Annotated in this window: 19 protein-coding genes and 1 riboswitch; of the genes, 7 read left to right on the forward strand and 12 right to left on the reverse strand. The window is 42.5% G+C overall.

What is annotated here, in order from left to right; all coding sequences use genetic code 11:
- Positions 1-156: 156 nt before the first annotated feature.
- From AB5I83_RS18440 to AB5I83_RS18450, 3 genes are all read right to left on the reverse strand, one after another.
- Positions 157-1,506, reverse strand: a complete 1,350-nt coding sequence (locus AB5I83_RS18440) for a TrkH family potassium uptake protein (RefSeq protein ID WP_167832286.1) — start codon at positions 1,504-1,506, stop codon at positions 157-159.
- A gap of 86 nt (positions 1,507-1,592) precedes the next feature.
- Positions 1,593-1,741, reverse strand: a riboswitch (cyclic di-AMP (ydaO/yuaA leader).
- A 348-nt stretch (positions 1,742-2,089) separates the two neighbouring features.
- Complete coding sequence (locus tag AB5I83_RS18445) at positions 2,090-3,361, reverse strand: DUF4179 domain-containing protein (RefSeq protein ID WP_448977424.1); 1,272 nt, start codon at positions 3,359-3,361, stop codon at positions 2,090-2,092.
- Complete coding sequence (locus tag AB5I83_RS18450) at positions 3,333-3,881, reverse strand: RNA polymerase sigma factor (protein WP_448977426.1); 549 nt, start codon at positions 3,879-3,881, stop codon at positions 3,333-3,335. Before AB5I83_RS18450 ends, AB5I83_RS18445 begins: the two co-directional genes overlap by 29 nt.
- 163 nt (positions 3,882-4,044) lie before the next feature.
- On the opposite strand from AB5I83_RS18450, the gene AB5I83_RS18455 reads away from it, so the two are divergent.
- Positions 4,045-5,049: a DUF3231 family protein gene (locus AB5I83_RS18455; protein ID WP_448977428.1), complete on the forward strand. Its 1,005-nt coding sequence runs from the start codon at positions 4,045-4,047 to the stop codon at positions 5,047-5,049.
- Here AB5I83_RS18455 and AB5I83_RS18460 read toward each other — a convergent pair.
- From AB5I83_RS18460 to AB5I83_RS18500, 9 genes are all read right to left on the reverse strand, one after another.
- Positions 5,046-5,309, reverse strand: coding sequence for a hypothetical protein (locus AB5I83_RS18460; protein ID WP_448977430.1), 264 nt, complete (start codon positions 5,307-5,309; stop codon positions 5,046-5,048). The genes AB5I83_RS18455 and AB5I83_RS18460 overlap by 4 nt on opposite strands.
- 148 nt (positions 5,310-5,457) lie before the next feature.
- Complete coding sequence (locus AB5I83_RS18465; RefSeq protein WP_448977432.1) at positions 5,458-5,592, reverse strand: hypothetical protein; 135 nt, start codon at positions 5,590-5,592, stop codon at positions 5,458-5,460.
- 132 nt (positions 5,593-5,724) lie between these two features.
- Positions 5,725-6,072 (reverse strand): hypothetical protein, encoded by a 348-nt coding sequence (locus AB5I83_RS18470; protein WP_448977434.1) that lies wholly within the window; start codon positions 6,070-6,072, stop codon positions 5,725-5,727.
- A 102-nt stretch (positions 6,073-6,174) separates the two neighbouring features.
- The gene (locus AB5I83_RS18475) at positions 6,175-7,278 is read right to left on the reverse strand and encodes an AI-2E family transporter (RefSeq protein WP_448977435.1); all 1,104 of its coding nucleotides are present in this window, start codon (positions 7,276-7,278) and stop codon (positions 6,175-6,177) included.
- Positions 7,279-7,332: 54 nt separating this feature from the next.
- Positions 7,333-8,532, reverse strand: coding sequence for an MFS transporter (locus AB5I83_RS18480; RefSeq protein ID WP_448977436.1), 1,200 nt, complete (start codon positions 8,530-8,532; stop codon positions 7,333-7,335).
- A gap of 717 nt (positions 8,533-9,249) precedes the next feature.
- Positions 9,250-9,777: a YceI family protein gene (locus tag AB5I83_RS18485; RefSeq protein WP_226086537.1), complete on the reverse strand. Its 528-nt coding sequence runs from the start codon at positions 9,775-9,777 to the stop codon at positions 9,250-9,252.
- A gap of 144 nt (positions 9,778-9,921) precedes the next feature.
- Positions 9,922-10,293, reverse strand: a complete 372-nt coding sequence (locus AB5I83_RS18490; RefSeq protein WP_448977437.1) for a hypothetical protein — start codon at positions 10,291-10,293, stop codon at positions 9,922-9,924.
- A gap of 56 nt (positions 10,294-10,349) precedes the next feature.
- A complete protein-coding gene (locus tag AB5I83_RS18495; RefSeq protein WP_448977438.1) occupies positions 10,350-10,985 on the reverse strand; it encodes a hypothetical protein in 636 nt (211 codons plus the stop codon).
- A 114-nt stretch (positions 10,986-11,099) separates the two neighbouring features.
- On the reverse strand, positions 11,100-12,116 hold the full coding sequence (locus AB5I83_RS18500) for a GNAT family N-acetyltransferase (protein ID WP_448977440.1): 1,017 nt from the start codon (positions 12,114-12,116) through the stop codon (positions 11,100-11,102).
- A 349-nt stretch (positions 12,117-12,465) separates the two neighbouring features.
- On the opposite strand from AB5I83_RS18500, the gene AB5I83_RS18505 reads away from it, so the two are divergent.
- The 6 genes from AB5I83_RS18505 (at position 12,466) to AB5I83_RS18530 (ending at position 19,637) form a co-directional block, all read left to right on the forward strand.
- Positions 12,466-13,119, forward strand: coding sequence for an ABC transporter permease (locus tag AB5I83_RS18505; RefSeq protein WP_448977442.1), 654 nt, complete (start codon positions 12,466-12,468; stop codon positions 13,117-13,119).
- Positions 13,120-13,175: 56 nt separating this feature from the next.
- Positions 13,176-14,141 carry an ABC transporter ATP-binding protein gene (locus AB5I83_RS18510; protein WP_448977444.1) on the forward strand — a complete coding sequence of 322 codons (966 nt, stop codon included), beginning with the start codon at positions 13,176-13,178 and terminating at the stop codon, positions 14,139-14,141.
- A 16-nt stretch (positions 14,142-14,157) separates the two neighbouring features.
- Complete coding sequence (locus tag AB5I83_RS18515; RefSeq protein WP_226086531.1) at positions 14,158-14,901, forward strand: ABC transporter permease; 744 nt, start codon at positions 14,158-14,160, stop codon at positions 14,899-14,901.
- A gap of 32 nt (positions 14,902-14,933) precedes the next feature.
- The gene (locus AB5I83_RS18520) at positions 14,934-15,854 is read left to right on the forward strand and encodes an ABC transporter substrate-binding protein (RefSeq protein WP_448977446.1); all 921 of its coding nucleotides are present in this window, start codon (positions 14,934-14,936) and stop codon (positions 15,852-15,854) included.
- A gap of 260 nt (positions 15,855-16,114) precedes the next feature.
- On the forward strand, positions 16,115-18,268 hold the full coding sequence (locus AB5I83_RS18525; RefSeq protein WP_448977448.1) for an ATP-binding protein: 2,154 nt from the start codon (positions 16,115-16,117) through the stop codon (positions 18,266-18,268).
- Entirely contained in the window at positions 18,243-19,637 is a 1,395-nt protein-coding gene (locus tag AB5I83_RS18530) for a sigma-54-dependent transcriptional regulator (RefSeq protein WP_448977450.1), read from the forward strand. Before AB5I83_RS18525 ends, AB5I83_RS18530 begins: the two co-directional genes overlap by 26 nt.
- The last annotated feature ends 42 nt before the right edge of the window (positions 19,638-19,679 follow it).

Below are 19,679 nucleotides of genomic sequence, written 5' to 3' on the forward strand. Positions count from 1 at the left end.
ATTACCTCCTTTGTCATATAACAGCATTACCTAATCACTCCCTATTATAAATTGCCTCTTTGCATTTTCTATAACCATATTGTGAATAATTAGTTAATTCTAAGAAAATAAAAAAAGAAGCATCGGGCATCTTCCACCCAATACTTCCCGGCATCCCTATCCGACAATCAATCTTTCTTTCGGATAATGGCATTTTGGTTCTAGCTTTCCACGGTTGAACAGGAAGATAAATGATAGAATTCCTATTCTTCCTATGAACATCAAAGAAATAATGACAATCTTCCCTGCTGTGCTAAGTTCAGGAGTGATTCCCATCGACAAGCCGGTTGTCCCGAAGGCCGAACTGACTTCGAACATGATTTCCATCATCGTGAAGTTTTCCGTCGCGTTCAATATCACCACTGCCGCAAAACAGAGCAGCATAGCCAAAAAACTAACCACTACCGATTTCCGGATATCTTCCTCATGAAGTTCACGTCCAAATACCTTAATCGCATTATGTCCTTTTGCAAAGTTGATGATCAGCAATATGACCACTGCAAAAGTAGTCGTCCTGATGCCGCCGCCAACAGAACTTGGGGAAGCACCGATGAACATTAAAAAGCAAAGCAGCAATAAAGTTGGATTAGAAAAATCACTCACATTCATCGTCGCAAGCCCGCCATTCCTTGTTGAGGACGACTGGAACCAGGCATAAAAAAATGATTCATGCCAGTTGTAGTCCTTGAAGAAATGATTATATTCAAAAAGCAGGATCGCAAATGCACCAAAAAACATAAGCGCAAAGAAGGTTAATGTCGTCAACTTCGTATACAACGAAAAATGAGATCGATGGTGCTTTTTACGGTTCAAAAAGTATTCCTTCACTTCCACTAATACCGGGAATCCTATCGCCCCTAAGGTGAGTAGAATGATGTTGATGGTTTGCACGAAATAATCATGCGCAAAAGGAATCAGTGAACTTCCTGTAATATCAAAACCAGCATTCGTCGTTGCACTGACCGCCGCAAATAAGCCTTGGAGATAGGCTTCTTGCCATGTCGGGAAGTAACCAAGAAAATAGGTTCCTAATATAAGGGCCCCTACGGCCTCGATCAAGAGGATGATGGCCAAAATTTGCCTCATGAGTTTAACGAGACCCGACATCTGCGATTGATTCTGGTCGGTCATGATTAACTGGCGATCTTTAAGACCGATCTTCCTTCGCAATATCATCCAGAAAAACGTACCAAGCGTCATGATTCCAATCCCGCCAAACTGGAGGATGAACATCAATATGAAAACACCAGGCGTACTAAAGGTGTCCGTAGTAGATACAACCGCCAGGCCCGTTACACTAACGGCACTGACTGCTGTAAATAATACATCAATGAACGTCCAATGCACTCCCGGCTTGAGAGCAATCGGGAGACTAAGGAGCGCCGCTGAGATCAACACAGCAAATACATAAAACAATACAATGATTTGCGCAGGCTTCAACCAGTTCCTTTTAAGAATTTTCGCCAAGAATACCCCTTCTAACTATTTCAGATTGTTTTCATTAAAACACAAAAAGACCACCCTAAACAAGAATGGTCAATGCCTATCATTAACCCTTCTCTCTTCACGGCTTACGGAGTTAGCTGTCGGATTAGGGATTGAGAGTATCCCTTTTTAGCTGCATTCGCTAAAATTCACCCCAAGATAAAGTCTCTTTATCAAATATGGTTCCCCCGCTCAAAAGATTCAGCATAAAGGCCTTTTATTAAAATGAATAAGTATAAAATACTCCTATCGCATAAGAGTGTCAATCTCTTTTTAGAAATCGAAGGGGACATTTCATCTAAATGCCAAAGGCACTGTTCCATGAATGAACAATGCCCTCGCATTATTAAGAGCGAACTGGAAAAAAACGCTCGAAATTTCCAAGTCGCCAATAAAATGAAATTTCCGCCAGAAAAATTATGAAAATCGCCAATAAAATCATTTTTTCGCCAATAAAGTTGTGAAAACCGCCAATAAAATCATTTTTCCGCCAATAAAGTTTATAACTGCACAGCAGATGCCACAAAGTCTACCCACATATGCCTCTTTTATTCACCAACACCAATTAATCAACCGGAATCTCAATCTTTTGATTGTATTTTTTCACATAATGGATTCCTTTGACCAGCAAATACTCTGGCATGGACTTCGTTTCAAAGACCATCGTCCGTTCGCTGGTGATTCTATCTCCCTTTTTGTCCAATGTCTGGTCGATGGTTGTTTTTATAGGAGTCACCTTGTCACCACTTTGAACTGAGACACCGTCAAGCAATAGATTCTCGTCTGTCTCAATCGTGATTTCGATTCCACGCTCAGTAGCAGCAACCTTCTTAATCCAAAGGTCGTTCCCATGAAGATCATGCTGTGAACTTTCTGTTACCAGAATCTGTTCCTCTAATTTTTGGTAGCCGACAAACTCATTAAATACCAACTCCAGAGAATGCAACTCTTCTGGCAGACCATCGAAACGCAAATCGAACTTGCTTCCGTTAAAAGCGCTCCTTACACCATACCCTGCATTGTCGATGGTTTTACCATTTGCAATCAACTTGACTCCTTCGAAGCCGAACCTGATCCGGTCAAAATTATCCACGTCCATTTTTCCTTCGATAACGGTCGATGTGGGTGTTGCTGTAATCGTCTTGAACGAAACCGTCCCTTTATCAACCTTTACTGTTTCCTTAATCGACTGTTTTATCTGTGTCTGCATGGCTTTATTCGGATCATAAGGAAACGTGATGCTCCCCTCTTGGTACTCTTGCCCCTGCCAAAAATGCAAAGTCAATTTTTTCGCAAATGGACTGACTGGATCAAAATACATCGTCCCTTTTATTTCCGTACCTTCATCATTCAGCAGCTCCATGCTGCCTCCTCCATGGGCATTGGTGAGGAAGCCGGTAATTTTATCAGAAATAAAGACATAGTCCAGTGAATCCGCAATACCCTGTGGGTTTGATAAGGTATAGTACATAACCAATTGGTTTGCATCCGTCATGATTCCGTCAATGATCAGCTCTGTTCCATCAAACAATGTCGTCTTTTTATCAATGATTTGCCCCATGCCCTTATCATTCAAATCCTTCATTGTTCCTGTCATGATCTCCTCATAACCGAAGATCTTTTTCCCATAGAAGGCAAAGGCATTGTAATTATAGCTGATCAGCATAAAGCACAGAACACCTGCAGCAGCCATCATAATATATGGATTATTGCGTTTAGGCTTCCTTGAAGGCTTTGCATCAAGAGCGCTGCGCATCCTCGCTTCGAAATCCTGCGGAGGTGTCATGTCAGCTATGCGCCTCTTCTCCTCACTCAACACTTCCTCTATCTCTTTCAATGCCTTCACCCCCAAAATGATCCTTCATTTTCCTTAACCCCTGAAAGACCCTCGATTTCACTGTTCCAATTGGAACATCTGTCAGATCAGCAATACTCTGATAATCCAGATCGAGAATATACTTCATTTGAATCGCTTCTTTTTGATCCTCACTCAAAATCGCTAACATCTCGGCGATCTCTAAAGGCTGCACATTCGATCCGAAAGAAGGCTGTTCCTCCTCTTTGGAAGACTGCCAGTTTTCCATCAGTACAACCTTCTTTTGGTTGCGAAGTGTTGTTTTGCAGAGGTTCACAAGAATGGTCTTGCTCCAGCTGTAAAAAGCCTCTTCCTTCTTCAGCTGGCCGATATTTTCATACAGCCGGACAATCATCTCCTCCAGCACATCCATCGCATCATGCTCATTCCGCATATATGTAAAAGCAAGCCGGTACATGGCGTCCTTCTCAGCCATAATCAACTCCAGCAACGCATCCTTACTGCCCTTTTTGGCCTTTTTCACCAGCCGAACAATATTCATCCCCTCACCCCGCTCCTATGTAAGAGTCGTAACTATGTAGAAAAGTTCATTTCTTTTTAAAAATTTTATTTTGGATAGTGTGCTTCTAGACGATAACAAAATCTTGAACATGGTATATTCATATTTCATTTAAACGAGGAAATAATACCAGCGAGGTGAAAACATGGATAAAGATAAAATACAGCTTACATCTTCCGAGATTGGAAGCTTATGGGGCGAATATGTAAACGGAACAATGATCGACGCAGTAAATAAATATATGTTCACCATTATTGAAGATGAAGCGATCAAGGCAATATTCGAGGATGCCATTTCGAAATTCGCTCGTCAAAAGAAACAACTGGTAACTTTTTTGCAGAATGAAGGATTTCCAGTACCCGTAGGATTTGGAGAAGCAGATATCAATTTAGAGGCAAAAAGGTTGTTCTCTGACATCTTTTGCTTGAATTACTTACATATCATGACACTCCACGGGATGCTTGGCCATATCACCGCTTTAGGCGTTTCTGTCAGAAAGGACTTACGCGATTTTTACGATTCATGCGATAACGATGGAAAAGAAATGTACCACAAGACAATCGAACTATTACTAGAAAGAGGCAGTTTCCAAAGAGATCCTTTATTTTACCCTGCTAAAAATCCTGAATTTATTGTCAGCCCCGATTTTACAGATGGCATTTTCGGAAAAGGCAGAAGTTTATCTGCCACAGAAATTATCAGTATCTCTTTCAACATAAAAAAGAATATCATGGCGAAAACTCTGTCGATTGCTTTCAGCCAAGTTGCCCACTCTAAAGAAGTGAGGAAGTTCTTAGCTGATTCTGAGAAAACAGCTGACCAACAAATACAGGCCTTTGCCAAAATCATGCACGAAGATAACCTGCCAGTTCCCCGTTCTTGGGAAACAGAAGTCACCACATCAACAGAAGCTCCTTTTTCAGATAAGCTGATGATGTATCATACCGGCTTCTTATACCAGGCTGCGCAAGTATATCATGGCACAGGTTTGGCTTCCGCTATGCGTACTGACCTGATCACAACCTATGAAAGCATCGTTCTCAAAAACCTCATGGTGACAAAAAAATGGTTCGATATCATGGAAAAAAATAAATGGCTGGAACAGCCCCCGCTTGCTCCCAATCGAAAAGAACTAACAAATGGAAACTAAGAACGTTCATGTCCTTCTATATATGGAGGGACTTTTTGCTTTCGTTTATGTATAAATTGAAAATAAATCGATAAAAAAGCAATGGCAACCATGGCATAAAACGATATCGAACGATACCAAACATTCTTCAATTCTTTCCAGAAACTCATTCCACCCTGGTCTGCAGGCAATAAAGAATAGACCGATACTTCAACATAGAACATTCCAAGGAAAAACAAAAATGAAAGAACAGATATCATCCATATTAGACGGTGCCGCAATTCGTGGCCCCCTTTATTTTCGACATTTCAAATCAACTTATCTTGAATTATTCCCGTCCTTATTGAATTCACCAAAAATGGATATATTCCTCCAGGATGTAAAAAAGAAGCCGCCTATTTCGCAGCTTCCTCATTGGTACGGTCATCATCATTTCATTTTAGCCAGCTTATTGGTGATCTCCGCGATTTCCTTCTCGACCTCATAAAGATTCTTCTGCATCCGGTCCCTGCGAGCTGTTAGCACGTTAAGCTGTTCTTTCAGTTCCTCTTTAGAGCCGCTCATTCCATCGTCCTCCATGGTCTGTTTTTAAGATAGGAAAAAAGGACTTCCCCAGAATATTATGTACAGTTGGAAGAGCTCTAGTATGGAAATGAACATTTGGAAAAAAATCTAAGAGGAGCTAAAAAGTAACACTTACCTCTTATGCATGCCTCGCATCGTTTCTTTTTCAATCCTTATATTCTCCAGGAAACCTGATGCTTTCAGCTCTAAATGATAGGAAGGATCAGCTTGATTACGATAGGTTTTATGCATTCTTGCCACAAAAATTCCGGGTGAAAAGCCGCCTTGCACTGATTGCATGACGATCTGTTCGTTGCCTGTTTCAATTTGACATACGTCACAAACTTCATCAAGGCACTGCACCTCATAAGTATCTTCCATCCAACTCGCAAAATCAGCTTCATTCGGCTTATTTACAAGCGCGATTACTACAGCAATTATAACAACCATCAATAACAGCAGCCACTTCCGCTTCCTCATACCATCCCTCCGCTCACTTTTGCATCACTCTTAATAAAAAAGCGATAGAAGCTTAAATAAAGCTCTATCGCCCAAAGACTGATGACAGGATTCTCATGTTTGTTATGTTGCCTCTGTGGTAATCGTTGCCCTTTTCCTGGCTCTTAAAAAACGGACCAGATTCAAGACGATTGTTTTAGAAACGGCATAGGTCGGAACAGCTAACACCATTCCCAGTACACCAGCCAGATTTCCAGCCGCCAATAAAATAATAATGATCGTTGCCGGATGAGTATCCAGGGTTTTACCAAGGATAAGCGGCGAAAGCAAGTTACCTTCGATCTGCTGGGCCGCCAGGATGACGATGACGACTAGCAAAGCTTTTGTTGGTGAATCAAAAAGACCAACCAGCACAGCAGGCGCTCCGCCAATAATCGGTCCCACATACGGGATAATATTTGTGAAGGCGACGATTAACGCCAGAATCAATGCATAGCGTAGATCAATGATCAAATAGCCGATAAAAGCCAAAATCCCAACCGCTGAGGCGACTGTCACCTGACCCTGGATATAGGCCGAAAGTGTTTCACCCGTTTCCTTCAGGATTTTAAGCCCCTCTTCCCGGTAATCTTTCGGAATGAACTTGGAAACAGCATGCGGGAACCGGTGTCCATCCTTGAACATGTAAAACAATAAAAACGGAACTGTCACTAGAATGATTGCGATATTGGTGACGATACCGAGCAATCCCTTTAAACCATTGGTTAGCTTATTCGGCAAGGTATTTGCATACTCAATAACGCGCTCCTGAACCGTATCAATCATTTCCCGCTGCTCATCCCTGAAGCTTTTAAACTCCGAAGACTGAACAACATCGTAAAAATACTCCGTCGTCTTATCCGCGAAAACAGGAAGATCATTTGCAAGCTCTGTTGCCTGCTTGGAAACCGCAGGAACCAGATTCCCAATCGCGAGAACCAGAAGCGCACCAAACACTACATAAATGATCAAGATTGCGACAACGCGCGGCACTTTCTTCCGCTGCAGAAAATCAACCACAGGATTCAGCAGGAAATAGAGGAAGCCCGTAATCAGAATCGGAAAGAACACCGTGGAGATAAAGATCCCAATCGGTTCAAACATAAAGGAAATCTTTGTTGAAACATAAATAATCGTCGTGATAAGCAAAATTTGAATCAGCCAAAACTGCAATTTCGATTTTTTCAACGTATGTACCTCTTGCTTTAGGTTATTTTGGTAAAATTATACCAAGTTTTTAAGCTAAAGTATATCGGTGTTTCGAATATCAACTTCACTCAACCGCTTCTTTAAAAATGAAATACAAATTGGCGTAATGATTGTCATCGCGCCAATGGTCGTAAATGCGACACCCCAATGAAAATAATCGAGCAGAATACCAAAAATCATGGGGGAAAAAATCGTTGCGCTGAACCCCAGCACCGATTGGATTCCCAAAGCGATTCCTGTTATTTCCGGATCAGAGATCTCCGTGATCATTGTATTGTAGATGGGGGAATCCGCAATAATCGTAAACCCATATATGAATACAATTGGGAGCAAAATCCACATGCTCGCAGGTGTCAGCCAGCCAATCGCCAGCGAACAGGCAATACTGATGTAAATAAACAACTTGATCGATTTTAGCCTGCCGAAAGAATCGGACATCCTGCCGCCAATGAAACTGGCAATCCCGCCAATCATGACAACAAACGCTCCGATAAAATTGCCAACTGAAATCGCATTCGAAACATCATGAGTCTGAAAGTAATACACCATAAAAGGGCCAATCCATGCCCACATCGCATAAAGCTCCCAGCAATGCCCCGTGTAACTGATGTTCACCAGCAGATTCTGCCTGGTAAGAACACGCTTTAATAGCGCCATGCTTAAACGTTGATTGTGGATATGGATATTTTCCGGAATCCTCGAAAAATAAATGAACGAAGCAGCCAGAATTGCAGAACACGAGGTGATGAAAATAACACCCTTCCAGCCCACCAGATTAATGAACAGGCCAGAAATCAGCAAGGAAAACCCCGAACCAACGACAAGCGAGCCAACAAATAGTCCCATGGCCGTCCCCCGTGCCCGATCGCTCGATGTTTGTGCGACAATCTTCATTCCCGGCACATAAATCCCTGCAATCCCGACACCCGAAATAAACCTCAACAATAACGCAGACCAAAACCCTTGCGCCAAAAGACTAAAAAGAATACCAGAAACCCCAGCAATTAGCGCACCATACATAAACGAGTATTTTGGATTATAACGATCACTCAAAAAACTGTAAAAAAACACCGCCGCCACATAGCCAATATGAAAAAACGCCACGATAATCCCAGATTCCGTCGAGGATAGATCCCACTCCCTCTCCACAACCGGCATAACAGCAGAAAAATTAAACCACACCTGCATCGCCAGAAATTGAGCTATTGATAAAGTCCATAAAAGACGAGTCACCCAATCACCCTCTTAACTTCATTTATCATTAAAATACCGAATTTTCCGAACTTAAACAAGATGAGTTTTTTTGCTCTATGAAGAGTGCTGATGACCTGGGTCAGTTGGATTAGATGAACCTCTTTCTTTCATCCTTCTGACAGCTTTACTGCATTTGGTTCCAAACCTGTCCGAAGTTGGGTTTTCTTTTGACAGCTTTGCTTCATTTGACGCCAAACCTGTCTTAAGTTGCGCTTTCTTTTGACAGCTTTGCTTCATTTGACGCCAAACCTGTCTTAAGTTGTGCTTTCTTTTGACAGCTTTTCTTCGTTTGGTATCAAACCTGTCTTAAGTGTTTTCTTTTGACAGCTTCTCACCCTCAGCACCCAAACCTGTCACAATTACCTCTTTTTCTTGACAGCTTTTCACTCTCAGCACCCAAACCTGTCACGATTACCTCTTTTTCTTGACAGCTTCTCACCCTCAGCACCTAAACCTGTCACGATTCCTTCTCTTTCTTGACAGCTTCTCTCCCTCAGCACCTAAACCTGTCACGATTACCTCTTTTTCTTGACAGCTTTTCTCCCTCAGTACCCAAACCTGTCACGATTCCTTCTCTTTGTTGACAGCTCCCCCCTCGGCACCCGAACCTGTCATATTCCCAACTACCTATCCACCTGCCCATAAAAAATTAACCGCCCTGAGGGTTCCCCCTTGAGCGGTTACACGAATCAAATGTTATGCAACTGGATTTACTTCTAGTTCTACTTTGATCTTGATGTCTTTTCCGACGAGTACGCCGCCTGTTTCAAGTGGGGCATTCCATGTCAGGCCGAATTCTTCACGGTTTACTTTTGCTGCTGCTTCGAATCCGTAAACTTCTACGCCCCATGGGTTTGTGCCTTTGCCGCCATATTCCACATCAAATGTGACTGGCTTTGTTACGTCCTTGATTGTCAGATCGCCAGTTACTTTGTAATCATCTCCATCGCGAGTGATGCTAGTGGATTTGAAATCGATTGTTGGATAGTTTTCCACATCGAAGAAGTCTGCTGATTTCAAGTGGTTTTCGCGGTCCTCGTTACGTGTGTCGATGCTTGCTACATCAATTTTGAATGCGATTGAAGCTGTTGTTAAATCTGTCAGGTCTGCTGCCTCAACGTCAGCTGTATAAGAGCCGAATTGTCCCTTTACCTTTGAAACCATCATGTGTTTCACTTCAAATCCTACTGCTGAGTGCGCCTGATCTACTGCAAATTTAGCCATTCCTAATTCCCCCTGTTTTGTTTTTATCTCGAATTCGAGATATAACTTCAAAAAAATAAAAATCTCGAAACAATTTATTTTTAATTCGAGATAAATTTATCATGAAATCGACTGCACTGTCAATACAATTTTCAGATATTTTTTTCAGGATAAAAGTGTTTTGACAATCTCCTCTGCAATGTCCTGATGAACCGCAACGTCCCAAAGAATGAAGCACACAAGGAAGATCAGATATAATACTACATACCATCTAAAATGTTTCTTCGGTTTTAAAGGAGTAAAGAATAGCGTAATAAAAACGGCAGCAAAAAGAGCAATGAGATAAATATTCACTTCCCATAACCGCTTCGCCTCATTAATCGGCACCATTATTTCAAGCGCTTCATGAGCAGTAACCTGCCTTTCGACCACATCCTTATCCCAAAATCCTTCTTCAATTAGCATCATCATCTTTTCCTGATCGAACTGATAATGAACACCCGAAAGATTGAAGTTCGTTTGTTCCGTAAAAAGCAAAAGCAAGCCTGCCACTAGAAAATAAACCACTAATGGGAGAAACCGTTTATCGAATTTTATAATGGGGACCCCTCCTTTTCGATAAGCCTAATCTCTTCTATCCTCCATTTTTCAGTTCTATCGTAAAAGCCATCGCTCTTAGTCAATACAAATTGATAATTATCTTCCAGGTCCTCCACTGTAAGATATGTAAGAACGATTCTTCCTTTTTCAATTTTAAATCCACTTAGGTCTAAAACTACACCGGGGATCCATTCAAGATTGCTATATTTGAAGTTAATAGTGCAAGGGCAATTGTCATCTTGATCAAGGGTGCCAAAACTTGTAAAATTTCCAAGAGCAATTAAGTCAATTACTTCTTTAAACTCTCCGGCAGCTTTATAGGTCTCAACAACACTGATCGCATCCATAAAGTCCTCATATTGAACAGAGGATTGTGCTGCCGCCAGCTCCTCTTCCAGGGTTGAAAGGTTGACGGCCAAAGCATCATTTTCATACTTTATGTCTTCTGTCATCCGCGATTGCTCTTCGATTTCTTTTTCTAAACTAGTCACTTTCTTTTCAAGACGATTTTTATCCTCCTCAAGCTTCGCTGCAGAATCTGCTGTTCTTGCATTATCCAAAAGAGCAATCGCCGTGATGACTAATAAAATGATAAGAGCCGAAGTTTTAAAATCTTTCTTCCAATTCATTGCTAACCCTCCCATTCAAAAATAATGATAATAATATAATTACGAATTAACCATCCGTTAGTTTCAAAATAATCCAAAAATATCCACCTCGTTTCTATACGAGGTGGATATCGTTTACTTCAGCTCAAAATAATCCATCGTAGATGTCTCTTCAAAACCGCAAGACTTATAAAGGTTAAGCGCATTCGAGTTTTCCGCCGCTACCTGAAGCATGATCTCCTGGGCATTTGCCTCCCGCAGCTTTTCAATTGCCAGCAAAAGAAGCGCCCTGCCGTAGCCTTTACGGCGGTGCTCCGGCAGCACACCGAGACCAAAGATGGCACCGAGCTTCGATGTCAGCTGCAGATTCACTTTCCCGATGATTTGCCCTTCTTTTTCAACAAGATAAGAAGTCATCCCGCGCTTTTCTTCTTCCTCTGGCAGAATCATGTCTTCCGCACTGATTTCCTCTTCCTCTGACAAAGTGATGCCATCCGAACTGATTTCCTCTTCCTCTGACAAAACCATGTCATCTGATCTGATTTCCTCTTCTTCTGGCAAAATCATGCCATCCGAACTGGCATCCTCTTCATCGTTAAAATAAATCGCATTCTGCCTGGCGATTTCTTTCGCATCTGCATTCGTAGCTTTCCTGAAAGCAATGCCTGCCAACTTATCTGAAGCAACGGCAGGATTCTCTTTTTTCAAAAACATCTCATACTCCGAATGCTTGTACTGAGCACCAACTGCAGCAATGAATTTTTGCCCCGCTTCCGAGTTCCGGTCGCTCAACAGCAGCATGCTGCCAGAACCTCTGCGCTTCCATTCTGCCATTACAAGCTCGAATAATTTCCTAAAAACACCCTGGCGCCGGTAATCAGGATCCACCATACCGTTCACTTCCCACGGACCGCCGAAACTCGAAATCCCCATATAGCCAATCAGCACATCGCCATTGTAGTACATGAACTCATTTATATCCTGAACACCTTTGCTGCTGTCAACACTAACCCCGAGCTTGTAATCAAGCTCCAGCTTCAATGCAGTCTGATCATGTTGAATGCAGAGCTCCTCAAGCTTATTCATTGTTTCATAATCTCCCGCATCGATATTTCCCTTCAGTTTAATCCATGGTTTATGTATTTTTTTCACTCTCCGCACTCTCCAAATCCCTGATTCTCATATTGATAGTACTTTATTCGATGAAACACCCTTTCACTCCTTTTTCTTACTATTTCATAAACTCAGGTTTATCCCCTTTTTACTTCGGGTAGTTAGTAGAATTGAAGATAATCCCCCTTTTTGTAAAAAAATTTTGACAACCCTGTAAAAATCCTTTGCTCTTGTAAAAATTCTATTTAAGACCGCAATAATTTATAAAAGCGCCTGAATCCAAGAAATCATATGGGTTCAGGCGCTTTTTTATGTCCTTTTTCAACATTTGGCACGCTTCTTGCAACTATTAAATTTGTACTAGTTATTTAGAAGGAGGTGCAGAAAAATGAGTGATTTATTGAACTACATAATAGAAAACCAGGCTTCGATTTGGACGTATAGTGCCGAGCATTTGCAGCTTGTAGGTTTGTCCATATTGATTGCGATAGCCATCGGACTTCCCCTTGGGATTTATCTTACAACGAACGAAGAACTGGCTGAGACCGTTCTCCAGGTGGCGAATATCATCATGACGATTCCGAGTATCGCGCTTTTTGGAATCATGATTCCGATTCTGTCGATCATCAATCAGGGAATTGGCTTTGTTCCAGCAGTAATCGCGCTAATTTTATATTCGCAGCTGCCGATCATCCGTAATACATATGTAGCCATCAATAATGTCGATCCCAATATTCGTGATGCCGCCATCGGGCTGGGAATGAGTACGACGCAGCGTCTTCTGCGAGTGGAAATTCCAAATGCCCTTCCTATCATCATGGCAGGAGTCAGGCAGGCCGTTGTCATGAATATCGGAATCGGCGCAATTGCAGCGTTTATCGGAGCTGGCGGTCTTGGTGTATTGATTAACCAGGGGATTTCAAGATCGAACACAACCATGGTACTGGCAGGAGCCATAGCCATTTCCATCCTGGCCATTGTGACAGACGGACTATTGGGGATTCTCCAAAAGCGCATGACTCCAAAAGGTTTTCAACAATAAGGCTCTTTTCAATGCCAAAACAGCCACAATAAAAAGAAGTAAGATGGGGTGAAAGTATGATTAAGTTTGACCAAGTCACCAAAGTGTACGGCGATAAGGTGAAAGCTGTTGATAATGTAAGCTTTGATGTACCTGAGGGCAATATCGTCGTTTTCCTGGGGCCATCTGGCTGCGGAAAGACGACAACACTAAGAATGGTAAACAGGTTAGAATCGATTACCGATGGCAAAATTTTCGTCAATGAAACAGATGTGAATTCCTTGAATGACATCGAGCTGAGACGGAATATCGGCTATGTTATCCAGCATAACGGCCTGTTTCCTAATATGACGATTGAAGATAATGTGATGGCTGTCCCAAATTTATTAGGCTGGGACCGAAAAAAGAAAACAGACAGGTATAAATACTTAATGGATCTGGTCGGCCTGAATCCAGATGAATACCGGAAGCGTTACCCGCATGAACTTTCAGGAGGACAGCAGCAAAGGATCGGCATCGCCCGGGCGATGGCTGCAGACCCTCCAGTCATGTTGATGGATGAGCCGTTCGGGGCACTCGATCCCGTCATCCGCACACGAATTCAAAATGAATTTTTGCAAATTCAGAAGGAAGTAAAAAAGACGATTCTTTTTGTCAGCCATGATATTGATGAAGCCATCAAAATGGGTGACGGAATTGCGATTTTCAAAGAAGGAAAACTGATGCAATATGATTCTCCAAGCGAACTGCTTGCTCATCCAAAGAATGAGTTTGTCCGTGAATTCGTCGGCAAGGACCGCGCATTGAAAAGTCTGAGTCTTCATACCGTGAAGGATTTGATTTCAGAGCGAATGCTGCGAAAACTGGACGGGCCGGAGAAGTCCAACAAAAAGACGATCTCAGTTGAAACCAATTTAAGGGATGCCTTATCCATCCTGCTCAACCAGGAAGCCGATCAGCTTGTCGTCCAGTCAAACAACAGGCTTGTGGGTGCGATGCAGATTGATGATGTAGAGGCGTATTTGCATCAGCATATTAAGTAACGGGGGGAGAAAAAGCATGAAGAATAAACGTTTTGTATCTTTTGTCATCAAGCTAATCCTCTTCACCCTTGTCGGGAGCTTTTTCGCCTGGTCGTTCAAGTCAGGTTATTATCAGCTGATCATGGACGACGCGGAAGGATTTATCTTTCTATTGAAGCAGCATATCAACATGGTGCTCCTGTCCTCACTGCTGGCAATACTGCTTGCGATTCCGATGGGAATACTGGTTACGAGACCTAAATTCCAAAAGCTCCAATGGCTATTTATGAATACTGCCAATCTTGGGCAGACGATACCGAGCCTTGCGATTCTGGCATTGGCGATGACCTGGATGGGGATCGGTTTTAAGCCGGCAGTCTTTGCTCTGTTTCTTTATTCCTTGCTGCCGATTTTACGGAATACTGTAGCTGGAATCAAATCGATTGATCCGGACTTGCTGGATGCAGCAAAAGGAATCGGCTATACGCCAGCTCAAATTCTTCTGAAAATTGAGCTGCCTAACGCTGCCTACCCTATTATGGCAGGCATCCGCACAGCAGTGGTCATCAACATCGGAACGGCTGCTTTAGCCTATCTGGTAGGCGGCGGCGGATTAGGTGACTGGATTTTCACTGGAATCATGATGAGGGATAACTCTTATCTCCTATCCGGGGCAATCCCGGTTACTTTGCTCGCTCTATTGGCAGATCAATTAATCAGGTTCATTGAAAAGCTCGTTATTTCTAAAGGGTTAAGACAAACAGTGACAGTTTCAGATTAAGATAGAACAAATTTTTTAGGGGGAAAATAAAAATGAAAAAGATTTTATCATTTACCGTATTAATCGCTTTAATGGTTTCACTGCTCTCCGCTTGCAGCAGTGAAGATGACACATCCGCTTCTGCTTCAGACAAAAAGGTTGTCGTCGGTGCAAAAAACTTCACTGAACAATTCGTCCTCTCGAAAATCCTGGCCATCTATTTAAAGGAGAATGGCTTTGAGGTTGAGGAGAAAAACAATATGGCAAGCCAGGTTGTCAGACAGGCATTGGAGAATAAGCAGGTAGACCTTTACTGGGAATATACAGGAACAAGTCTTGTAAACTACAACAAGCTTGATCCTCTTTCCGATTCAGTGAAAGCTTACGAAAAAGTAAAGGAAGTTGACAAAGAAAACGGCCTTGTGTGGCTGGAACAAGCACCATTAAACAATACGTACACATTGATGATGAGAGAAGAAAAAGCAAAAGAACTCGGCATTGAATCAATCAGCGATCTAGCAGCTTACATGAATGATGGCAACAAATTGTCTTTAGGTGCAGACGCTGAGTTCGCGACACGTCCGGATGGAATCAAGGGTGTAGAGAAAGCTTATGGATTCAAGTTTGGTTCTTCCAACATTAAAAAAATGGATGTTGGCCTATTTTATCAAGCGCTAAGAGACGGACAAGTTGATGTAGCTACAGGCTTCTCAACCGACAGCCGCATCAAAGCTTTCAATCTCGTAAACCTTGTAGATGACAAGAACTTCTTCCCTGCCTACAACGCGGGAATCACCGTTCATGAAAAAACGCTTGAAAAGTATCCTGAATTAGAAGAACTTCTCAAGCCTTTAGCTGAAAAAATCAACACAGAAACAATGACGGACCTAAACTATCAAGTCGATATTGAAGAAAAAAGTGAAACAGAAGTTGCCAGAACATGGCTGACAGAAAACGGCTTAATTGAAGAGTAATATGTTTTTGGGGAGGAAATCAGCAATGGTTTCCTCCTTTTTAAAACCTTCATGAGCTAGACCACTTTCTGGTTTTTACATCTTTATGCTCCTATCACGTTATACTCAATAGTAAAAATGGTTCTCTAAAATACTAACTTCTTCCTTTGTCCTGGATACCTCCCATCGCAATGAAATAATATGGTATAAAGGTAATAGATTATAAGCTTCCCCGCCTCATTTTTAACTATGAAGGCATGCTGTCAGAAAGGTGAAATCGAATGAAAAGACTTTATCCATCACGATTAACCAAAAGGTTTTTATATCTTACTACCATCATCATTTTTATTCCTCTCCTGATCATATTCATTCTCGCTGCCACTTCTTCAAGAGATATCATAAAAAATCAGACTGAGAATCAGGCGATCCAGGTGACAAGAGTCATGTCTGACAAGACGAGTGACCTATTCAACCTGAAAATCCAGCTGCTTGAGAATATCGTTGAAAATCAGGCTGGAGAGACGGGTAAGTTGGAAGGCGTACTGACCAACCTCGTCGTAAATGATCCTTTCTTTAAAAGAATCCAGATTGTCAATGATGAGAAGGAAAGAATCGTCTATAAAGCTCCTTTTATCGAAAGTGATTCCAAGCTGAATTCTGCTGAAGCCAGCTTGTATGCTGAGCTGAAATGGCGTCGAAGCTCTTTTGTCGCTGACTCAATCGCAAAAATGAACGGAGAGCCAACACTTTTAATTATCGTTCCATTCCAGGCTGATGAAGAAGCAGAAGTTGATGGCGGGCTGATTGCTTATGTAAGCCTTGTATATTTACAGAAATACTTCAAACAAAATGTCATCGGTGATCACGGCCACAGCTTTCTTTTTAACAATGAAGGTAAGGTGTTGTTTGATACGAATGATTTCAGCAAGTCCGGAAGCTTGCTTGGTGAGTATCCATTTGCACGGGAGGCCTTCCTGGACCGGACTGGGGTCTACAGGGGCGAACTCTGGAGTGAAGATTCCCTCGTAGCCTATAATCCCGTGGATCGTTTGCCATTTTATACAGCTACCTCCATCCCGCTGACAGAAGCAAATGCTGTCATTGATTCTTTGAAGGATATTTTATGGAAGGGCTTCATCCTGATATTTTTAGCGGCACTCACCTTGCTTATTTTCGGTATCCGCTGGATCATCAAGCCGATCAAAGCCCTCACCCAGCAGGCAGCGAGTTATGCAAAAGGCGGAGACTGGTTTGTTCCTGTACTGGAAAAAGAGGATGAGATCCAAACCTTGTCCAGTACCATGAAGTATATGGCTGAAAGCTTAGTTTCACATGAGCGACAATTGCAGTTAATTCTGGAATCCTTCCCTTTCGGCGTCTTTGCGATCAATCCTGAAGGCTTCATCAGTTCAATGAATACAACTGCCGGTGATTTATTGAATATCCAAAAAGAAAAAGTCGTTGGAAAATCGGTCTCTGTCCTGCCGCTGTCTTTTCGAAATCATTTTGAGCAGTGCAAGCATGTATCAAGGAAATTTGACGGTCTTGAAGAGGACTTTACCTTTGAAAATAAAGGCGGCAAGAAAATCATCAAGCAATCCAGTTCCCCACTATTAGATGAAAATGATCAAGTCATCGGGGTACTGATCACCTTTTGGGATGTTACAAAGGTCCGCCAGCTGGAAACTCATATTCAACGTTCAGAACAACTGGTTGCAATCGGCCAGATGACTGCCGGGCTGGCCCACGAGGTAAAGAATCCACTTGGAACTGTCCAACTTGCGAGTGATCTAATCGCAAGCGAAATAGAGGAAATGACAGCTGCCAGCGAGAATGAGGCTGCTTCCGTTAAAATCATTTCTGAAGCGGCATCGGATATTCAGGATGAAATACAGCGCCTGGACCATCTCGTTAGAAGGTTCCTTCAATTCAGCAGGGAAAACAAAAAGGACGAATCTGTTTTTAACATGAAAACAGTGGCTTCCGAAACCCTTCAGCTTTTATCCCATCAGTTCAGGAAAAAGCAGATTCACGCCACTCTTGAGGCTGATGGTGAGGATTACTTTGTTAAAGGGGACAGAAACCAGATGATTCAGGCTCTCATCAATCTTTTTATCAATAGTATTGAGGCGGTTTCCCATCATGGCCAAATCACCGTTTCCATGGAAAAGCCGAATAGTGATACTATTGAAATACAGATAAAAGATGATGGAATCGGAATTCCCCAGCAGAAGATCAAACGTATCTTCAATCCTTTCTTTTCTACCAAACAAGAAGGTACTGGACTGGGGTTATGGATTACCCATGATATTATTTCTTCCCATAACGGCCATATCGAAGTAGAAAGTGAAATGGGTGAAGGAACGTCCTTCCTGATTTCATTGAAAAAGCACGAGAAAGGCGATCACTATGAAAAAAACAATCTTGTTAGTTGAAGATAATGAAAAATTCCGCCGCCTGACAAAGCTGACCTTACAGAAGGAAGGGTATGCTGTCATCGAAGCCGAAACAGGCAAAATCGCTCAAAGGCTTATGGAAAGCGAGAACATTGACCTTGTTTTACTGGATTTCCTTCTGCCGGATACGACTGGGCTAAAGCTGCTGGAAAAGTGGGCGCCTGCTTTCCCTGATGCTGTTTTCATTCCTTGTACTGCTTACGGAGATATCGAGGATGCTGTCAAAGCGATGAAAATGGGGGCTTATGACTATTTAACAAAGCCAATCAAGGCGGATGAACTAAAGGTCGTCATCAAACGGGCATTTGAAATGAAGCATTTGAAACAAGAAAACAAAGAGTTAAAGCAGGCTGTCCAGCAAAAATATGACCTTCATGGAATGATCGGCAAAAGCCCAAAAATGCAGGAGGTCTACTCGTTAATCGAAAGAGTCGCCAAGCAGGACATCACCATACTGCTAGAAGGAGAAAGCGGGACCGGGAAATCTCGCGGGGCACACGCTGTGCATCTCGAGAGCACCCGGAGGTTAGGTCCATTCATTAAAGTCAATTGCGCCGCCATCCCCTCGAACCTGTTGGAAAGCGAATTATTCGGCTACGAGAAAGGTGCTTTTACCGGCGCTGTCCGGTCCCAGGAAGGCAAGTGCGCTGCTGCCGACAAAGGCACTCTATTTCTGGATGAAATCGGTGAGATCTCACTGGATGTGCAGGCAAAGCTCCTGCAATTCACCCAGGACAAGACCTTTACACCGCTCGGCACTTCCAGGGAGGTTTTTTCAGACGTTCGGATCATCGCGGCCACCAACCGTAATTTATGGGAGATGGTCCAGAATGGTGAGTTTCGTGAAGACTTGTACTACCGATTGAATATCATTGGCATCAAATTGCCTCCATTACGGGAGCGCATAGAAGACATTCCCTTGCTCGTCGAACAATTTCTGGAACAGTTTGAAGAAGAACATAGCGGCAGCTATTCAATTTCAAAAAATCTTTTAACAAAACTCACTTCCTATCCATGGCCAGGCAATATCCGTGAATTGCAAAATGCCTTATCCAGGGCAACCGTCCTCTCCCGGTCAGGACAATTGATTCTCGAGGATTTTCCTGAGGAGATCCAGAATCATTTTTCTGCAAAAGAGGCTGAAATATCTGATGCTCCTATCGAACTGACTGACGATTTTTCTTTACCAGAACATCTGGAAAAGGTTGAAAAAGAAGTGATCGAAACCGCTTTGACAAGCGAAAATGGAAACCAGGCACGTGCTGCCGAAGCACTCGGCATCACAAGGCAAGGTCTTCTGTACAAGATAAGGAAATACAAAATTCTCAGAAATAACAATGACCTATAAAAAAGCTGCCGGGAATTCCCGGCAGCTAATATATTTTAAAGG

Source organism: Mesobacillus sp. LC4, assembly GCF_053543455.1.

Bases quoted from the DNA above. Each gene is read 5' to 3' on its own strand.
- AB5I83_RS18530 (WP_448977450.1), top strand. From the start codon at position 18,243: ATGAAAAAAACAATCTTGTTAGTTGAAGATAATGAAAAATTCCGCCGC.
- AB5I83_RS18485 (WP_226086537.1), bottom strand. From the start codon at position 9,777: ATGGCTAAATTTGCAGTAGATCAGGCGCACTCAGCAGTAGGATTTGAA.
- AB5I83_RS18515 (WP_226086531.1), top strand. From the start codon at position 14,158: ATGAAGAATAAACGTTTTGTATCTTTTGTCATCAAGCTAATCCTCTTC.
- AB5I83_RS18495 (WP_448977438.1), bottom strand. From the start codon at position 10,985: ATGAATTGGAAGAAAGATTTTAAAACTTCGGCTCTTATCATTTTATTA.
- AB5I83_RS18510 (WP_448977444.1), top strand. From the start codon at position 13,176: ATGATTAAGTTTGACCAAGTCACCAAAGTGTACGGCGATAAGGTGAAA.
- AB5I83_RS18470 (WP_448977434.1), bottom strand. From the start codon at position 6,072: ATGAGGAAGCGGAAGTGGCTGCTGTTATTGATGGTTGTTATAATTGCT.
- AB5I83_RS18525 (WP_448977448.1), top strand. From the start codon at position 16,115: ATGAAAAGACTTTATCCATCACGATTAACCAAAAGGTTTTTATATCTT.
- AB5I83_RS18455 (WP_448977428.1), top strand. From the start codon at position 4,045: ATGGATAAAGATAAAATACAGCTTACATCTTCCGAGATTGGAAGCTTA.
- AB5I83_RS18450 (WP_448977426.1), bottom strand. From the start codon at position 3,881: ATGAATATTGTTCGGCTGGTGAAAAAGGCCAAAAAGGGCAGTAAGGAT.
- AB5I83_RS18465 (WP_448977432.1), bottom strand. From the start codon at position 5,592: ATGAGCGGCTCTAAAGAGGAACTGAAAGAACAGCTTAACGTGCTAACA.
- AB5I83_RS18520 (WP_448977446.1), top strand. From the start codon at position 14,934: ATGAAAAAGATTTTATCATTTACCGTATTAATCGCTTTAATGGTTTCA.
- AB5I83_RS18505 (WP_448977442.1), top strand. From the start codon at position 12,466: ATGAGTGATTTATTGAACTACATAATAGAAAACCAGGCTTCGATTTGG.